Annotated in this window: 17 protein-coding genes; 15 read left to right on the forward strand and 2 right to left on the reverse strand. The window is 34.7% G+C overall.

Going from position 1 to position 18,562, the window contains the following annotated elements:
* Positions 1-145: 145 nt before the first annotated feature.
* Positions 146-661 carry an antibiotic biosynthesis monooxygenase family protein gene (locus tag HF990_RS10005; protein WP_168412525.1) on the reverse strand — a complete coding sequence of 172 codons (516 nt, stop codon included), beginning with the start codon at positions 659-661 and terminating at the stop codon, positions 146-148.
* A gap of 303 nt (positions 662-964) precedes the next feature.
* Between HF990_RS10005 and hemE the strand changes: the two genes are divergently transcribed.
* From hemE to HF990_RS10045, 8 genes are all read left to right on the forward strand, one after another.
* A complete protein-coding gene (hemE, locus tag HF990_RS10010) occupies positions 965-2,020 on the forward strand; it encodes a uroporphyrinogen decarboxylase (RefSeq protein WP_016838127.1) in 1,056 nt (351 codons plus the stop codon).
* 28 nt (positions 2,021-2,048) lie between these two features.
* Positions 2,049-2,981, forward strand: a complete 933-nt coding sequence (gene hemH, locus HF990_RS10015) for a ferrochelatase (RefSeq protein ID WP_026019058.1) — start codon at positions 2,049-2,051, stop codon at positions 2,979-2,981.
* A gap of 12 nt (positions 2,982-2,993) precedes the next feature.
* A complete protein-coding gene (hemY, locus tag HF990_RS10020) occupies positions 2,994-4,418 on the forward strand; it encodes a protoporphyrinogen oxidase (RefSeq protein ID WP_311733642.1) in 1,425 nt (474 codons plus the stop codon).
* A 743-nt stretch (positions 4,419-5,161) separates the two neighbouring features.
* A complete protein-coding gene (locus HF990_RS10025; RefSeq protein WP_168412526.1) occupies positions 5,162-6,115 on the forward strand; it encodes a YncE family protein in 954 nt (317 codons plus the stop codon).
* Between the two features lie 2 nt (positions 6,116-6,117).
* Positions 6,118-6,795: a response regulator transcription factor gene (locus HF990_RS10030; protein ID WP_016838123.1), complete on the forward strand. Its 678-nt coding sequence runs from the start codon at positions 6,118-6,120 to the stop codon at positions 6,793-6,795.
* Positions 6,792-8,177, forward strand: a complete 1,386-nt coding sequence (locus HF990_RS10035; RefSeq protein ID WP_168412527.1) for a sensor histidine kinase — start codon at positions 6,792-6,794, stop codon at positions 8,175-8,177. Before HF990_RS10030 ends, HF990_RS10035 begins: the two co-directional genes overlap by 4 nt.
* A gap of 1 nt (position 8,178) precedes the next feature.
* Positions 8,179-8,697: a FixH family protein gene (locus HF990_RS10040; RefSeq protein ID WP_096551920.1), complete on the forward strand. Its 519-nt coding sequence runs from the start codon at positions 8,179-8,181 to the stop codon at positions 8,695-8,697.
* A gap of 270 nt (positions 8,698-8,967) precedes the next feature.
* Positions 8,968-9,747 carry a hypothetical protein gene (locus HF990_RS10045; RefSeq protein WP_096551918.1) on the forward strand — a complete coding sequence of 260 codons (780 nt, stop codon included), beginning with the start codon at positions 8,968-8,970 and terminating at the stop codon, positions 9,745-9,747.
* Between the two features lie 298 nt (positions 9,748-10,045).
* Here the strand turns inward: HF990_RS10045 and yhfH are convergent, their stop codons facing one another.
* On the reverse strand, positions 10,046-10,171 hold the full coding sequence (gene yhfH / locus HF990_RS10050; RefSeq protein WP_168412528.1) for a protein YhfH: 126 nt from the start codon (positions 10,169-10,171) through the stop codon (positions 10,046-10,048).
* 236 nt (positions 10,172-10,407) lie between these two features.
* Between yhfH and HF990_RS10055 the strand changes: the two genes are divergently transcribed.
* From HF990_RS10055 to HF990_RS10085, 7 genes are all read left to right on the forward strand, one after another.
* Positions 10,408-11,112 (forward strand): response regulator transcription factor, encoded by a 705-nt coding sequence (locus HF990_RS10055; protein ID WP_016838723.1) that lies wholly within the window; start codon positions 10,408-10,410, stop codon positions 11,110-11,112.
* A gap of 2 nt (positions 11,113-11,114) precedes the next feature.
* On the forward strand, positions 11,115-12,095 hold the full coding sequence (locus HF990_RS10060; RefSeq protein ID WP_168412529.1) for a sensor histidine kinase: 981 nt from the start codon (positions 11,115-11,117) through the stop codon (positions 12,093-12,095).
* A gap of 56 nt (positions 12,096-12,151) precedes the next feature.
* Entirely contained in the window at positions 12,152-12,925 is a 774-nt protein-coding gene (locus HF990_RS10065; RefSeq protein ID WP_168412530.1) for an ABC transporter ATP-binding protein, read from the forward strand.
* Positions 12,897-14,828 (forward strand): FtsX-like permease family protein, encoded by a 1,932-nt coding sequence (locus tag HF990_RS10070; RefSeq protein WP_168412531.1) that lies wholly within the window; start codon positions 12,897-12,899, stop codon positions 14,826-14,828. The genes HF990_RS10065 and HF990_RS10070 overlap by 29 nt, the downstream gene beginning before the upstream one ends.
* A gap of 15 nt (positions 14,829-14,843) precedes the next feature.
* A complete protein-coding gene (locus tag HF990_RS10075; RefSeq protein ID WP_168412532.1) occupies positions 14,844-16,385 on the forward strand; it encodes a long-chain-fatty-acid--CoA ligase in 1,542 nt (513 codons plus the stop codon).
* Positions 16,386-16,455: 70 nt separating this feature from the next.
* A complete protein-coding gene (locus tag HF990_RS10080; protein WP_016838718.1) occupies positions 16,456-16,923 on the forward strand; it encodes an S-ribosylhomocysteine lyase in 468 nt (155 codons plus the stop codon).
* Between the two features lie 151 nt (positions 16,924-17,074).
* Positions 17,075-18,304, forward strand: a complete 1,230-nt coding sequence (locus HF990_RS10085; RefSeq protein ID WP_168412533.1) for an EAL and HDOD domain-containing protein — start codon at positions 17,075-17,077, stop codon at positions 18,302-18,304.
* Positions 18,305-18,562: the final 258 nt, after the last annotated feature.

Genomic DNA, 18,562 nt, shown 5'->3' on the forward strand with positions numbered 1-18,562 from the left:
ATTTCGATTATTGTCAGTACGCTTCGATAACATCCTAAATTTCCCCCGTTAACCAAGAATTCTATCCCTATTATACAAAAAAGCCTGTAGATTTGGCCCCTAGTTAGGGACTTTGTCTACAAGCTGAGCTGACTCAATACTTGAGTCAGCTTTCTTCATTATTTTTTTGTTTTGCGCCAGAATAAGTTGTAATGTATGTTGCAGCATTAAAAATATTGTCTTTTTTTACTCCTACGGAAAAATGTTCGAGTTCATAAGCGAATGGATCGTATTTTTTCCATATGTCATAAGCACGTTTATTTGTCCATTGGAAGAGAATTATATATGTCTCAGATTTTTTTGGGCGTAGTATTCGATAAGCCATTAATCCAGTTTGATCTTTCATTCCGCCCAATCGCTGTAAAATGTTTTTTTCAAAGACAGGTCGTCCTTCATCAGAAACTGGGATATGGTAAAAAGTAAAGAAACCTGCTTGTTGTAGTTCATTTAATCCATCTACCACTTCATATTTTCGCGGTGTTTGAAAGACGGTTTTTCTTTCAGTTTCATGTAGTAAAAGCGTTTCGTTTATGCCATACAAGATATACATATTTTCGTTTTCATACTTATGATACAATTTTTCCATAAATTGTGGAGTTCCTGTCGTCATGTAAATATTCATATTTTATTCCTCCTTAAATAATAAATGCGATTTATTGTCTAAAATTTGTCATAATTTAAGTGAGAAAAATGTGCTATTTAAAGAACAATTTTATGACATTTGTCAGAGAAAGCTATACAATGGTAAAGGAACAGTATATATTGAAGGGTATCAATGATTAGTAGATTATTTGTAAGTATAAAGTTATTATTATGAATTGTAGCATTATATAGCGATGAAATTTGTAGAAAAGTGAAAGATTGAAATCGATTTCATTGCACTTTTCGTCAAATTGATTATTTTTGAGGGGAAGGTAAAGAAAAAATGAGGCAAATAAACGACACACTGATTAGAGCAGCGAGAGGAGAACGAACGGAATATACTCCTGTTTGGTATATGCGTCAAGCAGGGCGCTCTCAACCAGAGTATCGAAAATTAAAAGAAAAATATTCACTGGAGGAAATTACTCAACAACCAGAACTTTGTGCATATGTAACAAGATTACCTGTGGAACAATATAACGTTGATGCCGCAATACTTTATAAAGATATCGTGACGCCTTTGCCTGGTATCGGGGTTGATGTAAAAATTCAAGCCGGTGTTGGACCAGTGATTTCAAACCCTATTAGAAGTGCGGAAGATGTTGAAAAGTTAGGGGAATTTTATCCGAAAGAACATACTCCATACGTGCTTGAGACGATTAAAATTTTAACGGAAGAGCAATTGGATGTGCCGTTAATTGGATTTACAGGTGCTCCTTTTACTTTAGCTAGCTACATGATTGAAGGCGGTCCATCTCGAAATTACAGCAAGACAAAATCGTTCATGGTATCCGATCCAAAAGCTTGGTTTAAATTGATGGATAAATTAGCAGATATGATTATTGCTGATATCACAGCTCAAGTGGAAGCTGGAGCTAGTGCAATTCAAGTGTTTGACTCTTGGGTTGGCGCATTGAACGTTGAAGATTACCGAGTATTCATTAAACCAGTTATGACTCGCATTTTTGCAGAATTACGAAATCAAAATGTACCATTAATTTTATTTGGTGTGGGCGCAAGTCATTTAATCAACGAATGGAATGATTTACCGATTGATGTAATTGGACTTGACTGGCGCATGCCAATTCGAAAAGCTCGTGAACTAGGAGTAGAGAAAGCTGTTCAAGGAAACTTAGACCCTTCCATTTTATTAGCGGACTGGTCCGTAATTGAACGCAGAACAAAAGACATTATTGATCAAGGAATTGAAGTGCCAGGACATATCTTTAATTTAGGACATGGTATATTCCCAGAAGTAAATCCGGAAGTATTAAAACGATTAACAGCATTGATTCATGATTATAGTCGTGAACGGATTGCAAAACTAAATAATGAATGATGAAAAAAATTTTTTTGAGGTGAAAACATTGAAACCAGTACACGGTCTACTAGTAATGGCTTATGGAACGCCATATAAAGAAGAAGATATTGAAAGATATTACACACATATTCGTCATGGACGAAAGCCTTCTGATGAACATTTAGAGGATTTAAAAGCTCGTTATAAGGCGATTGGCGGAATTTCTCCTCTTGCAGAAATGACTAAAAAACAAGCAGAAGCACTTGTCAATCGATTAAATGAAGTACAAGACGAAGTGGAATATAAACTTTATATTGGATTAAAACATATTGAACCATTTATTGAAGATGCAGTCGAAGAAATGGTGAAAGATGGAATTCGAGAAGCCGTTTCGATTGTATTGGCGCCTCATTTTTCAACGTTTTCTATTAAATCATATAATGGTCGAGCGAAAGAAGCTGCTGAAAAATTAGGCGGTACACTAAACATCACTTCAGTAGAAGCATGGTATGATGAACCGAAATTTATTGAATATTGGTCACAAGCGATCCTAGCAGAATTTGATAAAATGACGGAGGAAGAAAGAGAAAAAGCTTGTGTAATTGTTTCCAACCATTCACTGCCAGAAAAAATTAAAAATTTGGGCGACCCATATGAGGAACAGCTCATTGAAACGGCTCGTTTGATTCAAGAAAAAACGGGGATTCAAAATATTGAAATTGGATGGCAATCTGCAGGACAAACTCCTGAACCGTGGCTTGGTCCAGATGTTCAAGATTTGACTCGAGAACTTTATGAGAAAAAAGGATACCGTTCGTTCGTATATGCACCAGTCGGTTTCGTAACAGAGCATTTGGAAGTTTTATATGACAACGATATTGAATGTAAAGATGTATGTGATGAGCTGGGGGCGCATTACTATCGCCCACCAATGCCAAGTACCCATCCTTTATTTATCGATGCGATGGTAGATGCCATTTTTAAAAAGTTAGAGAAATAATAGAAAGTGATGATGAGGGTGACGATTAGAAAGAAAATTGCTGTAATTGGCGGCGGTATAACGGGATTAACAGCAGCGTTCTATTTAGATAAGTGTGCACGGGAAAATCACTTACCATTAGATGTGGTGTTAATCGAATCTTCATTACGATTAGGTGGTAAAATCCAAACGTTAAGGAAAGATGGATTCATTATTGAACGGGGTCCGGAATCTTTTATTGATCATGATGAGAGCATGATTGAAATAACCAAACATTTAGGCATTCAAGATGAAGTTGTATGCAATAGAGAAGGTCAAACTTATGTGGCTGTAGGTAAACACCTATATCCAATTCCGAAAAGCATTTTGTTTGGTGGAGCACCTATTGTCCCCTCATTATTAACTTCTGGGATTGTTTCATTAAGTGGAAAATTTCGTGCTGCAGGAGATTTATTATTGCCTAAAACTAAAGAAGATAAGGATGAACCGATTGGGGACTTTTTCCGGCGCCGTTTTGGGAAAGAAGTAGTTGAAAATTTAGTGGAGCCGCTGCTAGCAGGTACTTTTGCAGGAGACATTGATCGGTTGAGTATCCAATCAATGTTTCCTGAAATATATGAAATGGAAAAACAATATCGTAGCTTAATTTATGGAATGAAAAAAACGCAATTTTCATTACTTCATAGTCAGGTGAAAGGGTTTCAAACTTTCAAAAATGGCTTGGAAACTTTAGTGGAAAAAATAGAGGAACATTTACCGCCTAAATCGATTTTAAAAGGAGTCAAAGTTGAATCGATTGATAAATTGCAAGATGGGACACTACAAATCTACTTTAATAATATTGCTCCATTAAAATGCCATGCAGTGATTGTGACAACGCCTTTAAATGAAGCGAAAAAAATGTTTGAGCATTACGGATTTTTTCATGAAATACCCGATATGAACTATGCAACGATTGCAACGGTAACGATGGCTTTTCAAAAATTAGAAAATCAGCTTTATGAAGATGCAATTAATTTTTATTTCTCGAGAAATAGTGATATTTCAATTACGACTTGTACATGGTGTAATCATAAATGGGACAATGTAGCTCCAGCTGGATATGATTTACTCCGAACGTATATTGGTCGTGTAGGGGATGAAGCAATCGTTGAATTGTCGGATGCAGATATAGAAAAAACGGTTCTTCATGATTTAGAGAAATCTCTTGGCATTAAGCAACAACCTCAATTTACGGTAGTTTCTCGCTGGAAGCAATCAATGCCACAATATACGGTTGGCCATGAGAAACGTTTGCAGAAAATGAGAGAAATCCTGAAGAAAGAATTCCCTCATGTTAAATTAGCCGGAAGTTCTTATGAAGGAATCAGTGTTCCAGATTGTGTATCGCAAGGAAAACAGGCTGCACGTGAAATCATGTCGGAATTATTTCATGAAGAGTCTAGTATTTTAGCGTAATAATGTGATGGTAGCAGAGTAAAAAAATTGCTGAACAGTTTTATGGTATCTCATCATTCACTAGTTAAAGTGCTGCTCCGGAATGTCAATATTCATTGACTTTCGGAACAGCACTTTTCGTATTTTTAGTAGGAACTGGAAAAGCTAATAATGCATATGAAATGCACGTGCAAATGAGGTAAATACACGGGAAAAAAGGTCAAGTGCAAGTGCGTAGGATAAGTGCACGAGCTTGGGGGTTAAGTGCACAAGTGCGTTGGTTAAGTGCACGAGCGGAGAAGTTATGTGCACAAGTGCGTTGGTTAAGTGCACGAGCTTGAGTGTTAAATACACAAGTGCGTTGGTTAAGTGCACGAGCTTGAGTTTAAGTGCACGAGTGCGTAGGATAAGTGCACGAGCTTGAGTTTAAGTGCACAAGTGCGTAGGATAAGTGCACGAGCTTGAGTTTAAGTGCACAAGTGCGTAGGATAAGTGCACGAGCTTGGGGGTTAAGTGCACAAGTGTGGGGTTAAATGCACGAGCGGAGGAGTTATATGCACAAGTTTGAAGGATAAGTACACGAGAACGGGTATCATAAACACAAACGCGAGGATTATTTGCACAAGCCGAAGTTGCATCTGCACAAGCCGAAATAGTATCGACACAAATTTTAGCTATAATAAATAAAAAAATTGAATTGATTGTCAAATTTATTTCATTCAAACTTCACAATTTTTCATTACTATAGAACTTGGGGTGATTGTTTGAAAAGATGGATAACCTTCATAATCATTTTCTGTTTTTGGATATTACAAGGATGTGAAGATGAGCGTTTTCAATCGATAAATCAACATCAATCCTTTGTTGCTTCTCTAAATATAATAGATCCTTCCCTTGATTTTTTTGATTCGAAAGGTGAACGAATTGCAACATGGAAATTCGATAAATCATATACTGGTGCAACGCTAATTCCTTACGATCGACTTGTGCTATACGGGCATCAACTAAATGAAATCGATATTTATGAGCTATCCACAGGAAAATTAATTCAGTCGATTGAAACGGGGATAGGAACAACAAATGCCTATTACGATCAAGAAGAACATTTACTGTTCATTACCAATAGTAAACATAATACAGTCACTTCCTTTAATGAACATGGAAAAAAACAAGGAGAACTTCGTTTAACGGATTATCCAATGTCAATGGATAGTCATCAAGGGAAATTATATATTATCAACTACAAGGCACCTGTACTTTCAGTTGTAGATATAAAATCAATGACATTGGTTGATGAATGGAGTATAGATAAATCATCTAGTGGTTTAATGATTGTGGAAGAAACAAACACCCTTTGGATAGGTGGACACGGCGCTGGAAGTCGTCCAAATCAAGTTGTAAAAGTACATGATTTAAAAACGGGGCAGTTCATTCAAGAAATTCAAGTTTCCCATATGCCTGTTGGATTTACTAGAAATGAAGATATTATCTACATCACGAATCATGGCTCAAATGAATTGTTTGCTTGTGATGTGAAGGGTAATGTGTTATGGAGAAAAGAAGTAGGTGCAAACCCATTTGCTGTAGCTTCTTTTAAAGATCAAATTATCGTTGCTGGCTTTGACGACAATCAAATTTATTTTATACAAAATGGGGAGATACAGAAATCGGTTTCCACCGAACATGGACCGTTCCAGCTGCTAGTGAGGGAGGTTTGAAGATGCCGACAGTACTAATCATAGATGATGAACAAGATATGAGAAATTTAATAGAAGTGATGCTTTCTAAATCCTTTTTTCATACAATCGCCGTTGAAAGTGGAAAAGATGCTTATCCAATAATCGAATCAAATGAAGCGGATATCGTCCTTCTGGATGTCATGATGCCCAATGAAGACGGATTTCTTGTCTGCCAAAAAATCCGTAATATTTCTTCCGTACCAATAATCTTTTTAACAGCAAGAGATGGCAATGAAGACAAAGTGAAAGGTTTGACAATCGGTGGGGATGATTACATCGTGAAACCTTTCACTGCTAGCGAATTAGTTGCCAGAATACAGGCAGTTTTAAGAAGGACGGGCTTAAATAGACAACCGATTCTTGAAAGAGGGGTTATTAAGTTAGATGAAGTCTCTCGAAAAGTGTATGTCAACAATCAAAAAGTAACATTAACATTAAAAGAATTCGATTTGCTTCAATTATTTATGAAAAATCCAAGTACAGTTTTTTCCCGCGAACAATTATTAGAGAAGATTTGGGAGATTGATTATGATGGTGGGACGAGGACGGTCGATACCCATATTAAAACATTAAGATTAAAATTAGGGAAAATTTCAAAGGAGGCAAGCGACTACATCCAAACAGTGTGGGGGATTGGCTATCGCTTCGAACTAGTATGAGAAAGTTATCAACAAAAATTTGGGTATTAATCATTGCTTACTTAATGGTGACCATCGTATTTATGTATCTATTTGCAGATTTTCTCTATGAACAATTTTATGTGGAAGATACAAAAAGCGAGATGATGGAGATTGGTGAAAACATCCAATCCATGTATACAGGTGGTAAAGTAACCGATGAATATGTGGAGATGGTTGAAGCGTTTAATATGCATTCGAACTATCATATATTTGCAGTCCGGAACCCTCGTGAACTAAGTGCTTGCGTCCCTTTTGAAATCGATTATAATACGTTGATTGGTCCGAACGAACGGCGGATTTTATTAAATGGAGAGACTGTTACAAAAATCGGATACGAAGAGCGATTCAAGCGAGAAGTGGTTTCGGTGATATTGCCACTCACGGATCAAAAAAGATTGGAAGGAATTATTTATATTTATTATCCTTTGGCAAAAATTACTGAATTAGCTAAAAATGAAGTGGCTATATTGATGGTGGGAGGATTGCTTTTTACTCTCGTCATTGCCATTTTTGTTTATAAAAGTTTACAGCGAATCATGCGTCCGCTCAATGAATTGCAACGAGCAGTAGAACAAATGTCAGAAGGGGATTACAGTGCAAGGGTAAAGGTGACTTCAAAAGATGAAGTCGGAATGCTGTCAGAAGCATTTAACCATATGGCAGAAGCGATTCAACGAGAAGACGAAAAACAAAAATCCTTCTTAGCAACCGTTTCTCATGAATTACGTACACCAATTAGTTATATTAAAGGTTATAGTGAGGCTATTCAGCAACAACTATTAGTAGGAAAAGAACGAGATGAGGCAATGGAGCTAATTCATCGTGAAGCGAATCGCATGGAACGCATGACAAACGAATTGCTTCAGCTTGTTAGAAAAGATAGTGAAGAAATCGAACTGTTTCCGATTGTTTTATCCGAGACCATTCGGGAGTCAATTAAGCTATTGGAAGGACAAGCTCATGAAAAGAACATTATCATTGCAACAAACCTAGACGACAATATAATTGTCCAAGGGGATGAAGAAAAATTAAAACGAATTTTCATTAACGTGATTGAAAATGCAATACGCTACTCAAATGAAAATGGCAAAGTCGCCATCAATTGTTATCAATCTAATCATCATGCAATCATCGAGTTTCAAGATGAAGGAATCGGCATTCCAGCAGAAGATCTCCCTCATGTGACCGAAAGATTCTACCGGGTCAATAAGGCGCGAAGTCGATTTGACGGTGGGGCAGGATTAGGATTATCAATAGTAGAGCAATTGGTGAAGTTACATGATGGAAAATTGCATATAGATAGTGTTCTCGGAAAAGGAACGCTTGTGAAAATATCATTACCAATAATGGAGGAAGATTAATATGAAAAAAATGTTGATTACATTATTAGCTGTACCAATGTTGATGATGGGGTGTTCATCAAATGAACCGGAAGTTGATACAAATGAAGAACCAATTGATGTATCCGATTTGGAAGTAAAAGTAGAAATTTTAACGCCTACAGAAGTGAAAGTCGGAGAACCGGTGGAACTAGCTGCTCATGTAACACAAAACAATGAAAATGTGGAGGATGCAGATGAAGTAAAATTTGAAGTTTGGGAATCAGGATTGCGCGATCATGGAACAATGATTACAGGGGAACATGTCGGTGATGGTGTTTATAAAGCAGAATATACTTTTGATCATGATGGCGTTTATTATATGTATGCACATACGACAGCTCGCGGCTTACATGTCATGCCGAAACAACAAATCGTGGCAGGAGAGCCGGATATGGATAAAGTAATCCCAGAAGAAGATACTTCAAAAGAGGATACTGAACAAATGCAACACGATCATAGTCAGCATGGACATGGAGATTCTCATGGAAGTAATCACTAGTTTCAAATAATGAAAAATAATATACACTTCAGAAATGAAAGCCTGTGAAATTTTACGTTTCGTAAAAATTTCACAGGCTATGATATTTTTTAGAATTAACAGATACTTTTATGATTAAATCTTATAACATGAGTAAAAGGAGAATTTTTTCGTTAAATATATATTTTCCGATTTTTGATAAAAATAGTATTTTCAGTCTATTCCTAATTTTTGGTTATTGATATATAGTGAAAAAAATAATTCACTTTTGAAAGAGGTATTAGTTTATTAATGATGAGAAAAATTTTCATTATTTTGTTTGGCATTAGTTTCATTATTTTATTGTTTTGGTTAAATCTAGAGAAAGAATTAGATTACGATGATTATGAAAATATGGAATTGCTTTCAACAAAAAGTAAATCTCAATTAGAAAACGAAGGATATTCGAAAGTAGATATTGAGAAAATTAAAGAGTTTGATAAAAACTATCAAAACCATTTATCTTTAGTAAACATGATTGAAAATAATACAGTTAAACACTATGGATATAATAATAGAATAATTGAGGAACATCGAAAAATTATTTATGAGAAAAATGATTTTACTAAACAGCATAATCATTTAATGTTTAATACAATTGTCATGGATTTAGCAAGAGATGAAGAGAGAGATGCAGCCAGAATCATCATTGAATTCGAATGGAATAATAAACCTAGTAGTAACAGACATGCAATTAACGTGACATATAACAATTTTATAATGAAAAATATTTATACGGCGTTAAAATATGTCGATTCAAAAGATCAAAATGATATTGTTTATAAAATGGCTGAACTAGAGCCTGTAAATTTTCTTGATGGATTCTATACGGATTTTGATTCGAGGAAAAGAATTGATGGGAAAAATTATGTGTTAACAGCAGGTATCATAGTTTTAGATGTTCGATCTTATATTGTAGGTAAAGGGATCGCACCACTATCCATTACTTCTAGATATGTAACAAAACCGCTTATAGGTAGTCAGGAAATATTGTCAGAACAAGTAATCGTCAATGCTGGAAACGAAATTTAAAGCAGTACAGACCTTACAAGGGATGTGCTGCTACTTTTTTTGAAATAAACATCCATCATGACAGACTTTTCAAATGAAAAAAATGGCTTAAGTTCTCCTGATTGAAAACTTAAGCCGACAAACATATATGATAACAGGAAACAGCGAATTTAATCTTTATCTATTGATAGAGGCGAATTTGTTCAAGCCTCTTCACGTTTGAAAATAAATAAGCGAATTTATAAGCGATTTTCAATGTTGTTAAGCGATTTAATAGTAAGTTCATTCAATTAGGTAAGCAACTATTTATAAACAATCATTATAGTGAACTGCATTTGTCACATGTGTTAGTGTAGCATTCACTTTGTTCTTCAATTTTTTCACCGCATTTTACACAGATTTTATCTGGCAAACTTTTGAAGAATTCAACAATATTTTCTAACATAGGGGGACCTCCTTATGATTAACTGTTTTATAATAGGTGTTTGTATTTGTAATTGTATTATAACAGTTTGGATTCGTCAATAAGGAAAATGCCCATTTTACAAAACTGTTTTGTGAATATTTTGTGAATCGGTAAGAAAAAATTGCCAAAATCGAAAATCAAAATGTGCTATGAAATGAACGTTATAATTTTTTTGATAAAATAGAGTTAGACATTCCAGAAAAGGGGGAATGATTTTGGAAAATTCGAGGATTTTTATAATAGAGGATGATTATAAAATTGCTTCACTATTGGCTGATACGTTAAAAAGATACCAATATGAAGTTGAGATTGTGAAAAACTTTGAGGAAATTGTGGAAGAATGTATGGCATTTTCACCACATTTAATTTTGCTTGATATAAACTTGCCTTCTTATGATGGCTATTATTGGTGCAGACAGTTAAGACAATATACGAAATGCCCAATAATATTTATTTCCGCACGTTCTGGGGAGATGGATCAAATATTTGCTTTAGAGAATGGCGGGGATGATTTTATTACAAAACCATTCAATTATGAAATAGTGTTAGCAAAAATTAAAAGTCATTTAAGACGGACTTATGGTGAATATTCTTCACGACAAGAAGAGAGAACTGTTCAATTAGGTCAATTGACTCTTTATTTAGAACGAATGGAATTGCATGTGAAGAATACGGAGATACCGCTACAGAAAAAAGAATGTGCCATTTTAAATATTTTAATGAGAGAGTCGCCAAAGGTCGTATCGCGAGAAAAATTATTGGAAGAGCTTTGGGATGACCAAGCCTTTGTCGATGAAAATACATTGAATGTCAATATGACCCGAGTACGAAAGAAACTAACAGAATATGAAGTTCAATCTGTGATTGAAACAGTTCGTGGGGCTGGTTATCGATTTGTTTTAAGTTCGGAGGAAATGTAAGCATGGGATTGAAATTATTTGTAAAGGAAAATATTTCGTTCATCCTCTTTGAGCTAATTGTCGTTTTATTCATTTTATCGCTATATTGGCTAGATGGTTTTCGGAATTTAGATACAGCAATTTATTCTGTCATCATTAGCCTATTACTTACATTTTCCTATCTTGCCATTCGTTATGTGTTTCGAAAAAACTTTCTAGAACGAATCTCCAATATGCCGAACTCGATGGATGATGCGCTTCAAAAAAATGCAAAAACACCAGAGCATCTACAAACAGAAGCCTATTTCCAAGAACTGTATCGACTGTATCAAAATGAAGTTCAAAATCTATATGCAACCCAAAATAGACAAGAAAAGTTTTTAAATCAATGGATTCACCAAATGAAAACGCCTATCTCTGTTTTAGAATTATTATTACAGGAAGAGGAAAATAACCTAGATAAAACGAGTCTCCAAGAGGAAGTGGATCGACTAAAAAGAGGCATGGAAATGGTATTAATGAATGCAAGGCTTGAGAAGTTTGAAGAGGATATGCAAATTGAACAAGTGAACTTAAAAGGTGTTGTCACTGCAACAATTAATGACAATAAGCGTTTATTTATTACGAAACATGTCTTTCCGGTCATTGATATTGATGAAGATATAACAGTTACAACAGATTCCAAATGGTTAAAATTTATGCTTAACCAGTTTATTACGAACGCAGTAAAATATACTTTCGAGCAAAATAAAAAGGTAAAAATTTTTGTGAAAAAAAACGATTCAAATGTTACGTTGTATGTTCAAGATGAAGGAATTGGAATTCCAAAATCTGATTTATCGCGAGTGACTAACCCCTTTTTTACAGGAGAAAATGGTCGAAAAACGGGAGAGTCTACAGGTATGGGGTTATATTTGGCGAAGGAAATTTGTGAGAAGTTGGGTCACGAATTAAAGATTGAATCCGAAGTCGGTAAGGGAACAATCATTTCGGTGAATTTCTAAAACATTTCCCAATAATAATGAATCTTAAACAGAATTTGCTTAAAGAGGGAGCTTATATGGCAATTTTACAAGTCATCGATGTAACAAAAGTGTATGAAGGGAAGGTAACGAATCGAGCATTAAATCAGTTGAGTTTTGAAGTGGAGAAAGGCGAATTTTTAGCGGTCATGGGGCCTAGTGGAAGCGGCAAAACGACGTTATTAAATTTAATTTCCACAATTGATAAACCCACTTCAGGCGAAATAATTTTTAATGGGACGAAACCTCATTTATTTAATAAAACGGAACTTGCTTATTTTCGAAGACGAGAACTTGGTTTTATATTTCAAGACTTTAACTTGCTTCCAATGTTGACGGTGGAAGAAAATATTGTACTGCCTCTTACCCTTGACAATCAGCCAGTTTCTTTAATGGAAGAGCGAGTAAACACGCTTGCAGAAAAGTTGGGATTAATGGGAGTACTAACGAAAAGGCCAGATGAGTTATCGGGTGGTCAAGCACAAAGAGTAGCGATTGCAAGAGCTCTCATTCATGAGCCAGCGATTATTTTGGCAGATGAACCAACTGGAAATTTAGATTCCCACAATTCAAGAGAAGTGCTCGAACTGTTAAGTAAAATAAATAAAGAACGAAATGCAACCATTATCATGGTAACTCATGACCCGATTGCAGCTAGTTTCTGTGATCGAGTGCTTTTTATCAAAGATGGAGAATATTTTAACGAAATCTATCGAGATGATCGTAGGCAAACATTTTTCCAACGAATATTGAATGTGTTGAGCTTGTTAGGGGGAAGAGTCGGTGACCTTTCATCAATTCGCTTACCGTAACGTCATCCGTAATTTTCGAATATATGCAGCATTCTTTATGGCAAGTTTCTTCTCCGTATTTGTGTTTTTTATTTACTCGATGATTATGTTCCATCCCGAAATTGATGAAGGTTATTTAGGGAATGTGCCGATTGGCGGTTTAGTATTTGCTGAAATTATTTTAGTCGTGTTTTCATGGTTTTTTATTTTTTATTCGATGAAAGCATTTTTAGAAGCGCGTGCTAAAGAATTTGCCATTCTGCTTCATTTAGGAATGGAAAAGCGTCAGCTCAGCAGACTTATCTTTTTGGAAACAACGTTGATTGGAACTCTTTCGATTGCGTGTGGCATCCTTTTTGGATATGCTTTCACAAAATTTTTCTTTATGATTGTTCGGGAAATTTTAATGTTGGACCAACTGCCTTTATATTTTAAATGGGAGCCGTTTGTCTTAACAGCAGCCGTTTATTTTAGCGCATTCGTCATCATTTCCATTATTAGCATTAACTTTTCTCCAGAAAGAAAAATAATTGATTTATTGAAATGGTATCATTTTGTTAATATTAACGATCATTTTTCAAAAAAGAGAGCAATTTTAGCAGTCATTCTTTTAGCAATTGGATATGTATTAGCGTTATTAACAAATCGAGTGAATTTTTATCCGTTCGTTGTTTTAATACCAATTCTCATTACCATTGGGACGTATTTTTTCTTTACAGATTCTACTTCATATTTCGTTCATTACATGAAAGAGCGGAAGAGTTTTTCGTGGAAAAAATCAAGAATGTTATCCATTGCAGAGCAAACATTGATCATGAAAAACAATGGAAAAATGTTTTTTGTTGTGACAATGGTCTCAGCTGCTGCTTTTTTATGTGTAGGGTTGCTAGCGGCCCTGTCTTCGTACACTTCAAAATACGATCAACTAAATCCATTAGGTTTGATATATAAGGGACATATTGATAACCCTTATGAAAGGGCTCATATTCGATCTATTTTGAATGAGTTGGAATTGAAAGGTCTTTCATACCATTTAACAAGATTTGAAGTAAAAAAACAGACGTCCTCTTATACGAATTACGAAGTGGAAGTATTTCGAGAATCGGATATAAACAGTCTGTTGTTCTCTTATGGTTATCCGATGGTGCGATTAGATTCTGGTGAAGGAATGTTTATTCCGTACTCCGAAGAGGCAATTAAAAAACTATCGAAAAGAACTGTGCATACGGTATTGAAAGAAAATAATGTACCGATTTCGATTAATCAAGTATATCCGGAGTTGATTTTTCCAAGTTCCATTGTCAGTCCAAACGCCATTATTATTAGCGATGAAGATTTTTTACGTTTAAAAAAGCCTTATAGTGGATATCCACATGTGGAACCTGGATATCATTTGTTTGCATTTGATATTCCCCAATGGTTAGAAGCACAAGATGTTGGATTGTCCATTTACAAAGAGGTACAAAAAGAATATGAAAAAGAGCGGTATGGATTGCCTTTTTATTTTGAAAATGCTGGTTTAAATTATTCTTTTGTTTTATCAACTTACGCATTATTTACACTGGTAGGGTTATTAGTTGCAGCAGTATTTTTACTAGCTGCTGGAAGCTTTATTTACTTTAAAATTCATACCAATTTAGATTCAGAAAAGCGAAAGTTTGATGTGTTAAAGCGAATGGGCATTGCAGATAGTGAAATAAAACGCCTTGTGACAACACAATTATTTCCTCAGTTTTTCTTGCCTTGGGGTGTGGCGATGGTTCATAGTTTATTTGCCTTTTTAGCTTTGCAAAATATATTAAAGGATATTGCCAATATATCAATTGTAAAAGAAATCATCTTTGCTTTTTCTTTCATCATTTTATTGCAAGTGATTTATTTCTATTTAATTCGATGGAGATATATTGCTCACGTAAAAAATTAAGTTGGGGATGCTAGTATGAATTTAGTAAAAAAAGTTCGCGAACAGTCTTTAAACCACCCAGAAAAAATTGCTTATATTTTTGAAGGTCGTTCAACAACTTACGGTGAATTTGAAGATAAAGTAAGCAGTCTTGCTTTTTCGATGAATCAACTGGGCATTCAAAAAGGGGACCATGTAGCACTAATTTTTCAAAATTGTCCCCATTTTTTAATTGCTTATTATGCATTGATGCGTATTGGAGCAGTTTCAATTCCCATCAATCCGATGTATACGCTGGATGAAATGTCTTACATTGTTGACAATGGAGATGTAAAGTGGATTATTGCTGGAGAAGATTCGATAGGGCGAATTAATCAATTGTCCAATAAATTTTCACAAATAAAAGGTTCAATTCTTTGTGATAAAGATTCATCACATCTTTTTCATGATCGGCAAGAAGGCAAGTACCATTTTTACTCTGATTTAATAAAGCATTCATATTCTATGAAGCCGGTATCGTTGGAAGCGGACGATATCGCGATCATTTTATATACATCTGGAACGACTGGCCATCCTAAAGGTGTGATGTTGACTCACGGAAATCTATATGCTAATGCACGAGACGTTGGAGATTATTTTTTGTTTTCGGAAGAAGATCGAGTGATTGCCACCTTGCCTTTTTATCATGTATTTGCTTTAACAGTCGTGTTGAATGTTCCATTAAGCACTGGTGCAACGATATTAATTGCCCCAAGGTTTTCTCCAAAATATATTTTTCAGCTTGCAAAGGAATATCATGCGACCGTGTTTGCTGGGGTTCCTACGATGTATAGTTTTCTTCATCAATACAAAGAAGGAGAGCCTTCAAGTTTCTCTAGTTTACGATTAGCCATTTCCGGAGGTGCTCCGCTCCCAATCAAAGTACTCGAAAATTTTGAAGCAAGGTTTAACATCCCAATTTTTGAAGGGTACGGATTATCGGAAGCAGCGCCAGTTACATGTTTTAATTCTCCGACACAAAAGCCAAAACCCGGTTCAATTGGTACCTCCATTCCGAACGTAATAAATAAAGTGGTAGATGACCAGGGGAATGATGTAGCGATTGGAGAAGTTGGAGAATTGATATGTAAAGGACCGAATGTCATGAAAGGATATTATAAGTCTCCTGAGGAAACAGATAAAGCCATTCGTGATGGTTGGTTATATACTGGCGATTTGGCAAGACAAGATGAAGAAGGATATATTTATATCGTTGATCGCAAAAAAGATTTAATTATTGTTGGGGGATATAATGTATATCCGCGTGAAGTGGAAGAAGTATTATATACCCACCCTAAAGTATTGGAAGCAGCTGTAGTAGGTTTTTCTAATGAAGATTATGGAGAAGAAGTACATGCCTTTATTGTTTTAAAGGAAGAAGCCTATTATGATGAGTTACTTCAACATTGTGAAAAACATTTGGCAACTTATAAAATTCCAGAGGCTTTTCATATTATACAATCATTGCCGAAAAATTCTACTGGGAAAATTTTAAAACGCCATTTAAAAGAACGGATTGAGCGAAAAGTGACAGAATAATGGGGAAGCAGTACAATAGATGAAGTGTAACCTTAAAGATAGCGAAATATGGAAGAAAGAGGGAAGAAAAATGGAAAAAATGAATGTGGAAAGTTTTAATTTAGACCATACAAAAGTTAGTGCACCATATGTACGCCTAGCTGGTGTAATCACAGGAAAAAATGGTGATGTGGTTCGAAAATATGATATTCGTTTTAAACAGCCAAATAAAGAACATATGGAAATGGCAGCACTTCATTCAATTGAGCATTTAATGGCTGAACATATTCGTAATCATACAAATCAAGTGGTGGATTTGAGTCCGATGGGATGTCAAACAGGATTTTACCTTACAATGATTAACCATGATGACTATGAAGAAGTCTTGAATATTTTAGAAAAAACGCTTCGCGATGTATTGGAAGCGACAGAAGTACCTGCTTGCAATGAAGTGCAATGTGGCTGGGCAGCAAATCATAGTTTAGAAGGGGCCAAACAATTGGCGAAAGAAATGTTGGAAAAACGTAGTGAATGGTCGATTGTTTTTAAAGGAGAATAAATTTTATGCAGTATCATCTTTTAAGGATGATACTTTTTTGTATAATTTTCATATGTCGTATTTTTGTTCTACGTTTTATTTTTCGTTGTATTTTATCGTAAAATTTGTATATTATTGGAATTATACATAATGAAAAAGTGGGGATATTGGTATGGAAGTGCTTGTAGGTAGGCAACCAATCTTTAATACACATGAGGAAGTGGTTGCTTATGAACTTTTATACAGAAGAAATGAATCAAATCAATTTGAACAAGTTGATTCAGATAATGCAACAATTCAAGTGTTGAAAAACTCCGTATTTACTATAGGAATGAATGAATTAACAAATGGATTACCAGGGTTCGTAAATTTTACGGAAAATTTGTTAATGACGAATAATATCATTGATTTAATTGATCCTTCTACATTTGTAATCGAAATATTAGAGGATGTGCCGATTACGGATCAATTGATTATGCGGATTGTAGAATTGAGAAATCGAGGTTTTACAATTGCGTTAGATGATTTTGTTTTAAGACAAAATATAGAATATTACAACACGTTATTTGCAAATGTAGATATTATTAAAGTCGATTTTTTAAGCACTCCTAAATCCGGAAGAGCTATTATTGAAGAGCGTGTGAAAAATTTCTTTCCCCACATTCAACTGTTGGCAGAAAAAGTAGAAAATCGTACTCAATTTGAAGAAGCAAAAGCGGCAAATTATTCACTATTTCAAGGATATTTTTTTGAACAGCCTCAAATTATTAAATCAGTGGATATACCCATGAATATGTTGCAGTATTTTGAAGTAATGAGCTTATTAAAAGAAGAAAATTCCAACGTTCAAGAAATTGCTGAAAAAATAGAACAGAACATATCTATAACTTACAAGTTACTTCAGTTAATTAATAATATTTCCAGAAAAAAATCGAAAGTGCGATCGGTAAAACAAGCGATCGTGATGTTAGGGTTAATCGAACTGCGTAAATTTCTTTATTTACTAGCAGTTGATGAAGGGCTAGCGGATGAACCATCAGATGTTTACATTGAATTAATGAGAACATCCATTTTCCGTGCCAAAATTTGTGAATTGCTTGCAAGAAAAAAGAATAAACAAAATTATTCCGAGTATTATTTAGTAGGGATGTTTTCATTAATCGATACAATTTTACAAAGACCCATTCAATTAATTGTTCAACAATTACCGTTTTCGGAAGTAGTCATCGAAACGATTTGTGGCAGGGAAACGGAGATGACTATTTATTTACAACTGAGCATTGCATTGACAAAAATGGATTTGGAAAAAGCAAATCAATTAGCGAAAGAGTTAGGCATTTCTACGGCTGATTTAGGATATATATACAGAATGGCTTTAGAATATACGAAAAGCTCCATATAAATTATGGCGAAAAAATCCTATTCAATGATTGTTGAATAGGATTTTTTTATTTGCGCACAATATTCTTACATGAACCTTCGTAAATGGATTTCAAAATTATACTAAAATAATTTATTCCTTTTTTATTTGAATGTGAACACTCTTTCACAAATAATTCACAAACCTGAAACAAATGTTAGAAGTGTTGATATTATTGCTTTTTGCGGTATTATCTAAACTTTGGATATTTGTCCAAATGTTTCTTTGTTCAACAATTTT

This window comes from Ureibacillus thermosphaericus (assembly GCF_012396605.1).
Classification (GTDB): Bacteria; Bacillota; Bacilli; order Bacillales_A; family Planococcaceae; genus Ureibacillus; species Ureibacillus thermosphaericus.

Excerpts from the sequence above, each read along its gene's own strand:
- HF990_RS10045 (WP_096551918.1), top strand. The coding sequence starts at position 8,968 with ATGATGAGAAAAATTTTCATTATTTTGTTTGGCATTAGTTTCATTATT.
- HF990_RS10080 (WP_016838718.1), top strand. The coding sequence starts at position 16,456 with ATGGAAAAAATGAATGTGGAAAGTTTTAATTTAGACCATACAAAAGTT.
- HF990_RS10060 (WP_168412529.1), top strand. The coding sequence starts at position 11,115 with ATGGGATTGAAATTATTTGTAAAGGAAAATATTTCGTTCATCCTCTTT.
- HF990_RS10005 (WP_168412525.1), bottom strand. The coding sequence starts at position 661 with ATGAATATTTACATGACGACAGGAACTCCACAATTTATGGAAAAATTG.
- HF990_RS10035 (WP_168412527.1), top strand. The coding sequence starts at position 6,792 with ATGAGAAAGTTATCAACAAAAATTTGGGTATTAATCATTGCTTACTTA.
- HF990_RS10030 (WP_016838123.1), top strand. The coding sequence starts at position 6,118 with ATGCCGACAGTACTAATCATAGATGATGAACAAGATATGAGAAATTTA.
- HF990_RS10040 (WP_096551920.1), top strand. The coding sequence starts at position 8,179 with ATGAAAAAAATGTTGATTACATTATTAGCTGTACCAATGTTGATGATG.
- HF990_RS10065 (WP_168412530.1), top strand. The coding sequence starts at position 12,152 with ATGGCAATTTTACAAGTCATCGATGTAACAAAAGTGTATGAAGGGAAG.
- HF990_RS10075 (WP_168412532.1), top strand. The coding sequence starts at position 14,844 with ATGAATTTAGTAAAAAAAGTTCGCGAACAGTCTTTAAACCACCCAGAA.
- hemY (WP_311733642.1), top strand. The coding sequence starts at position 2,994 with ATGAGGGTGACGATTAGAAAGAAAATTGCTGTAATTGGCGGCGGTATA.
- yhfH (WP_168412528.1), bottom strand. The coding sequence starts at position 10,171 with ATGTTAGAAAATATTGTTGAATTCTTCAAAAGTTTGCCAGATAAAATC.
- HF990_RS10085 (WP_168412533.1), top strand. The coding sequence starts at position 17,075 with ATGGAAGTGCTTGTAGGTAGGCAACCAATCTTTAATACACATGAGGAA.
- hemE (WP_016838127.1), top strand. The coding sequence starts at position 965 with ATGAGGCAAATAAACGACACACTGATTAGAGCAGCGAGAGGAGAACGA.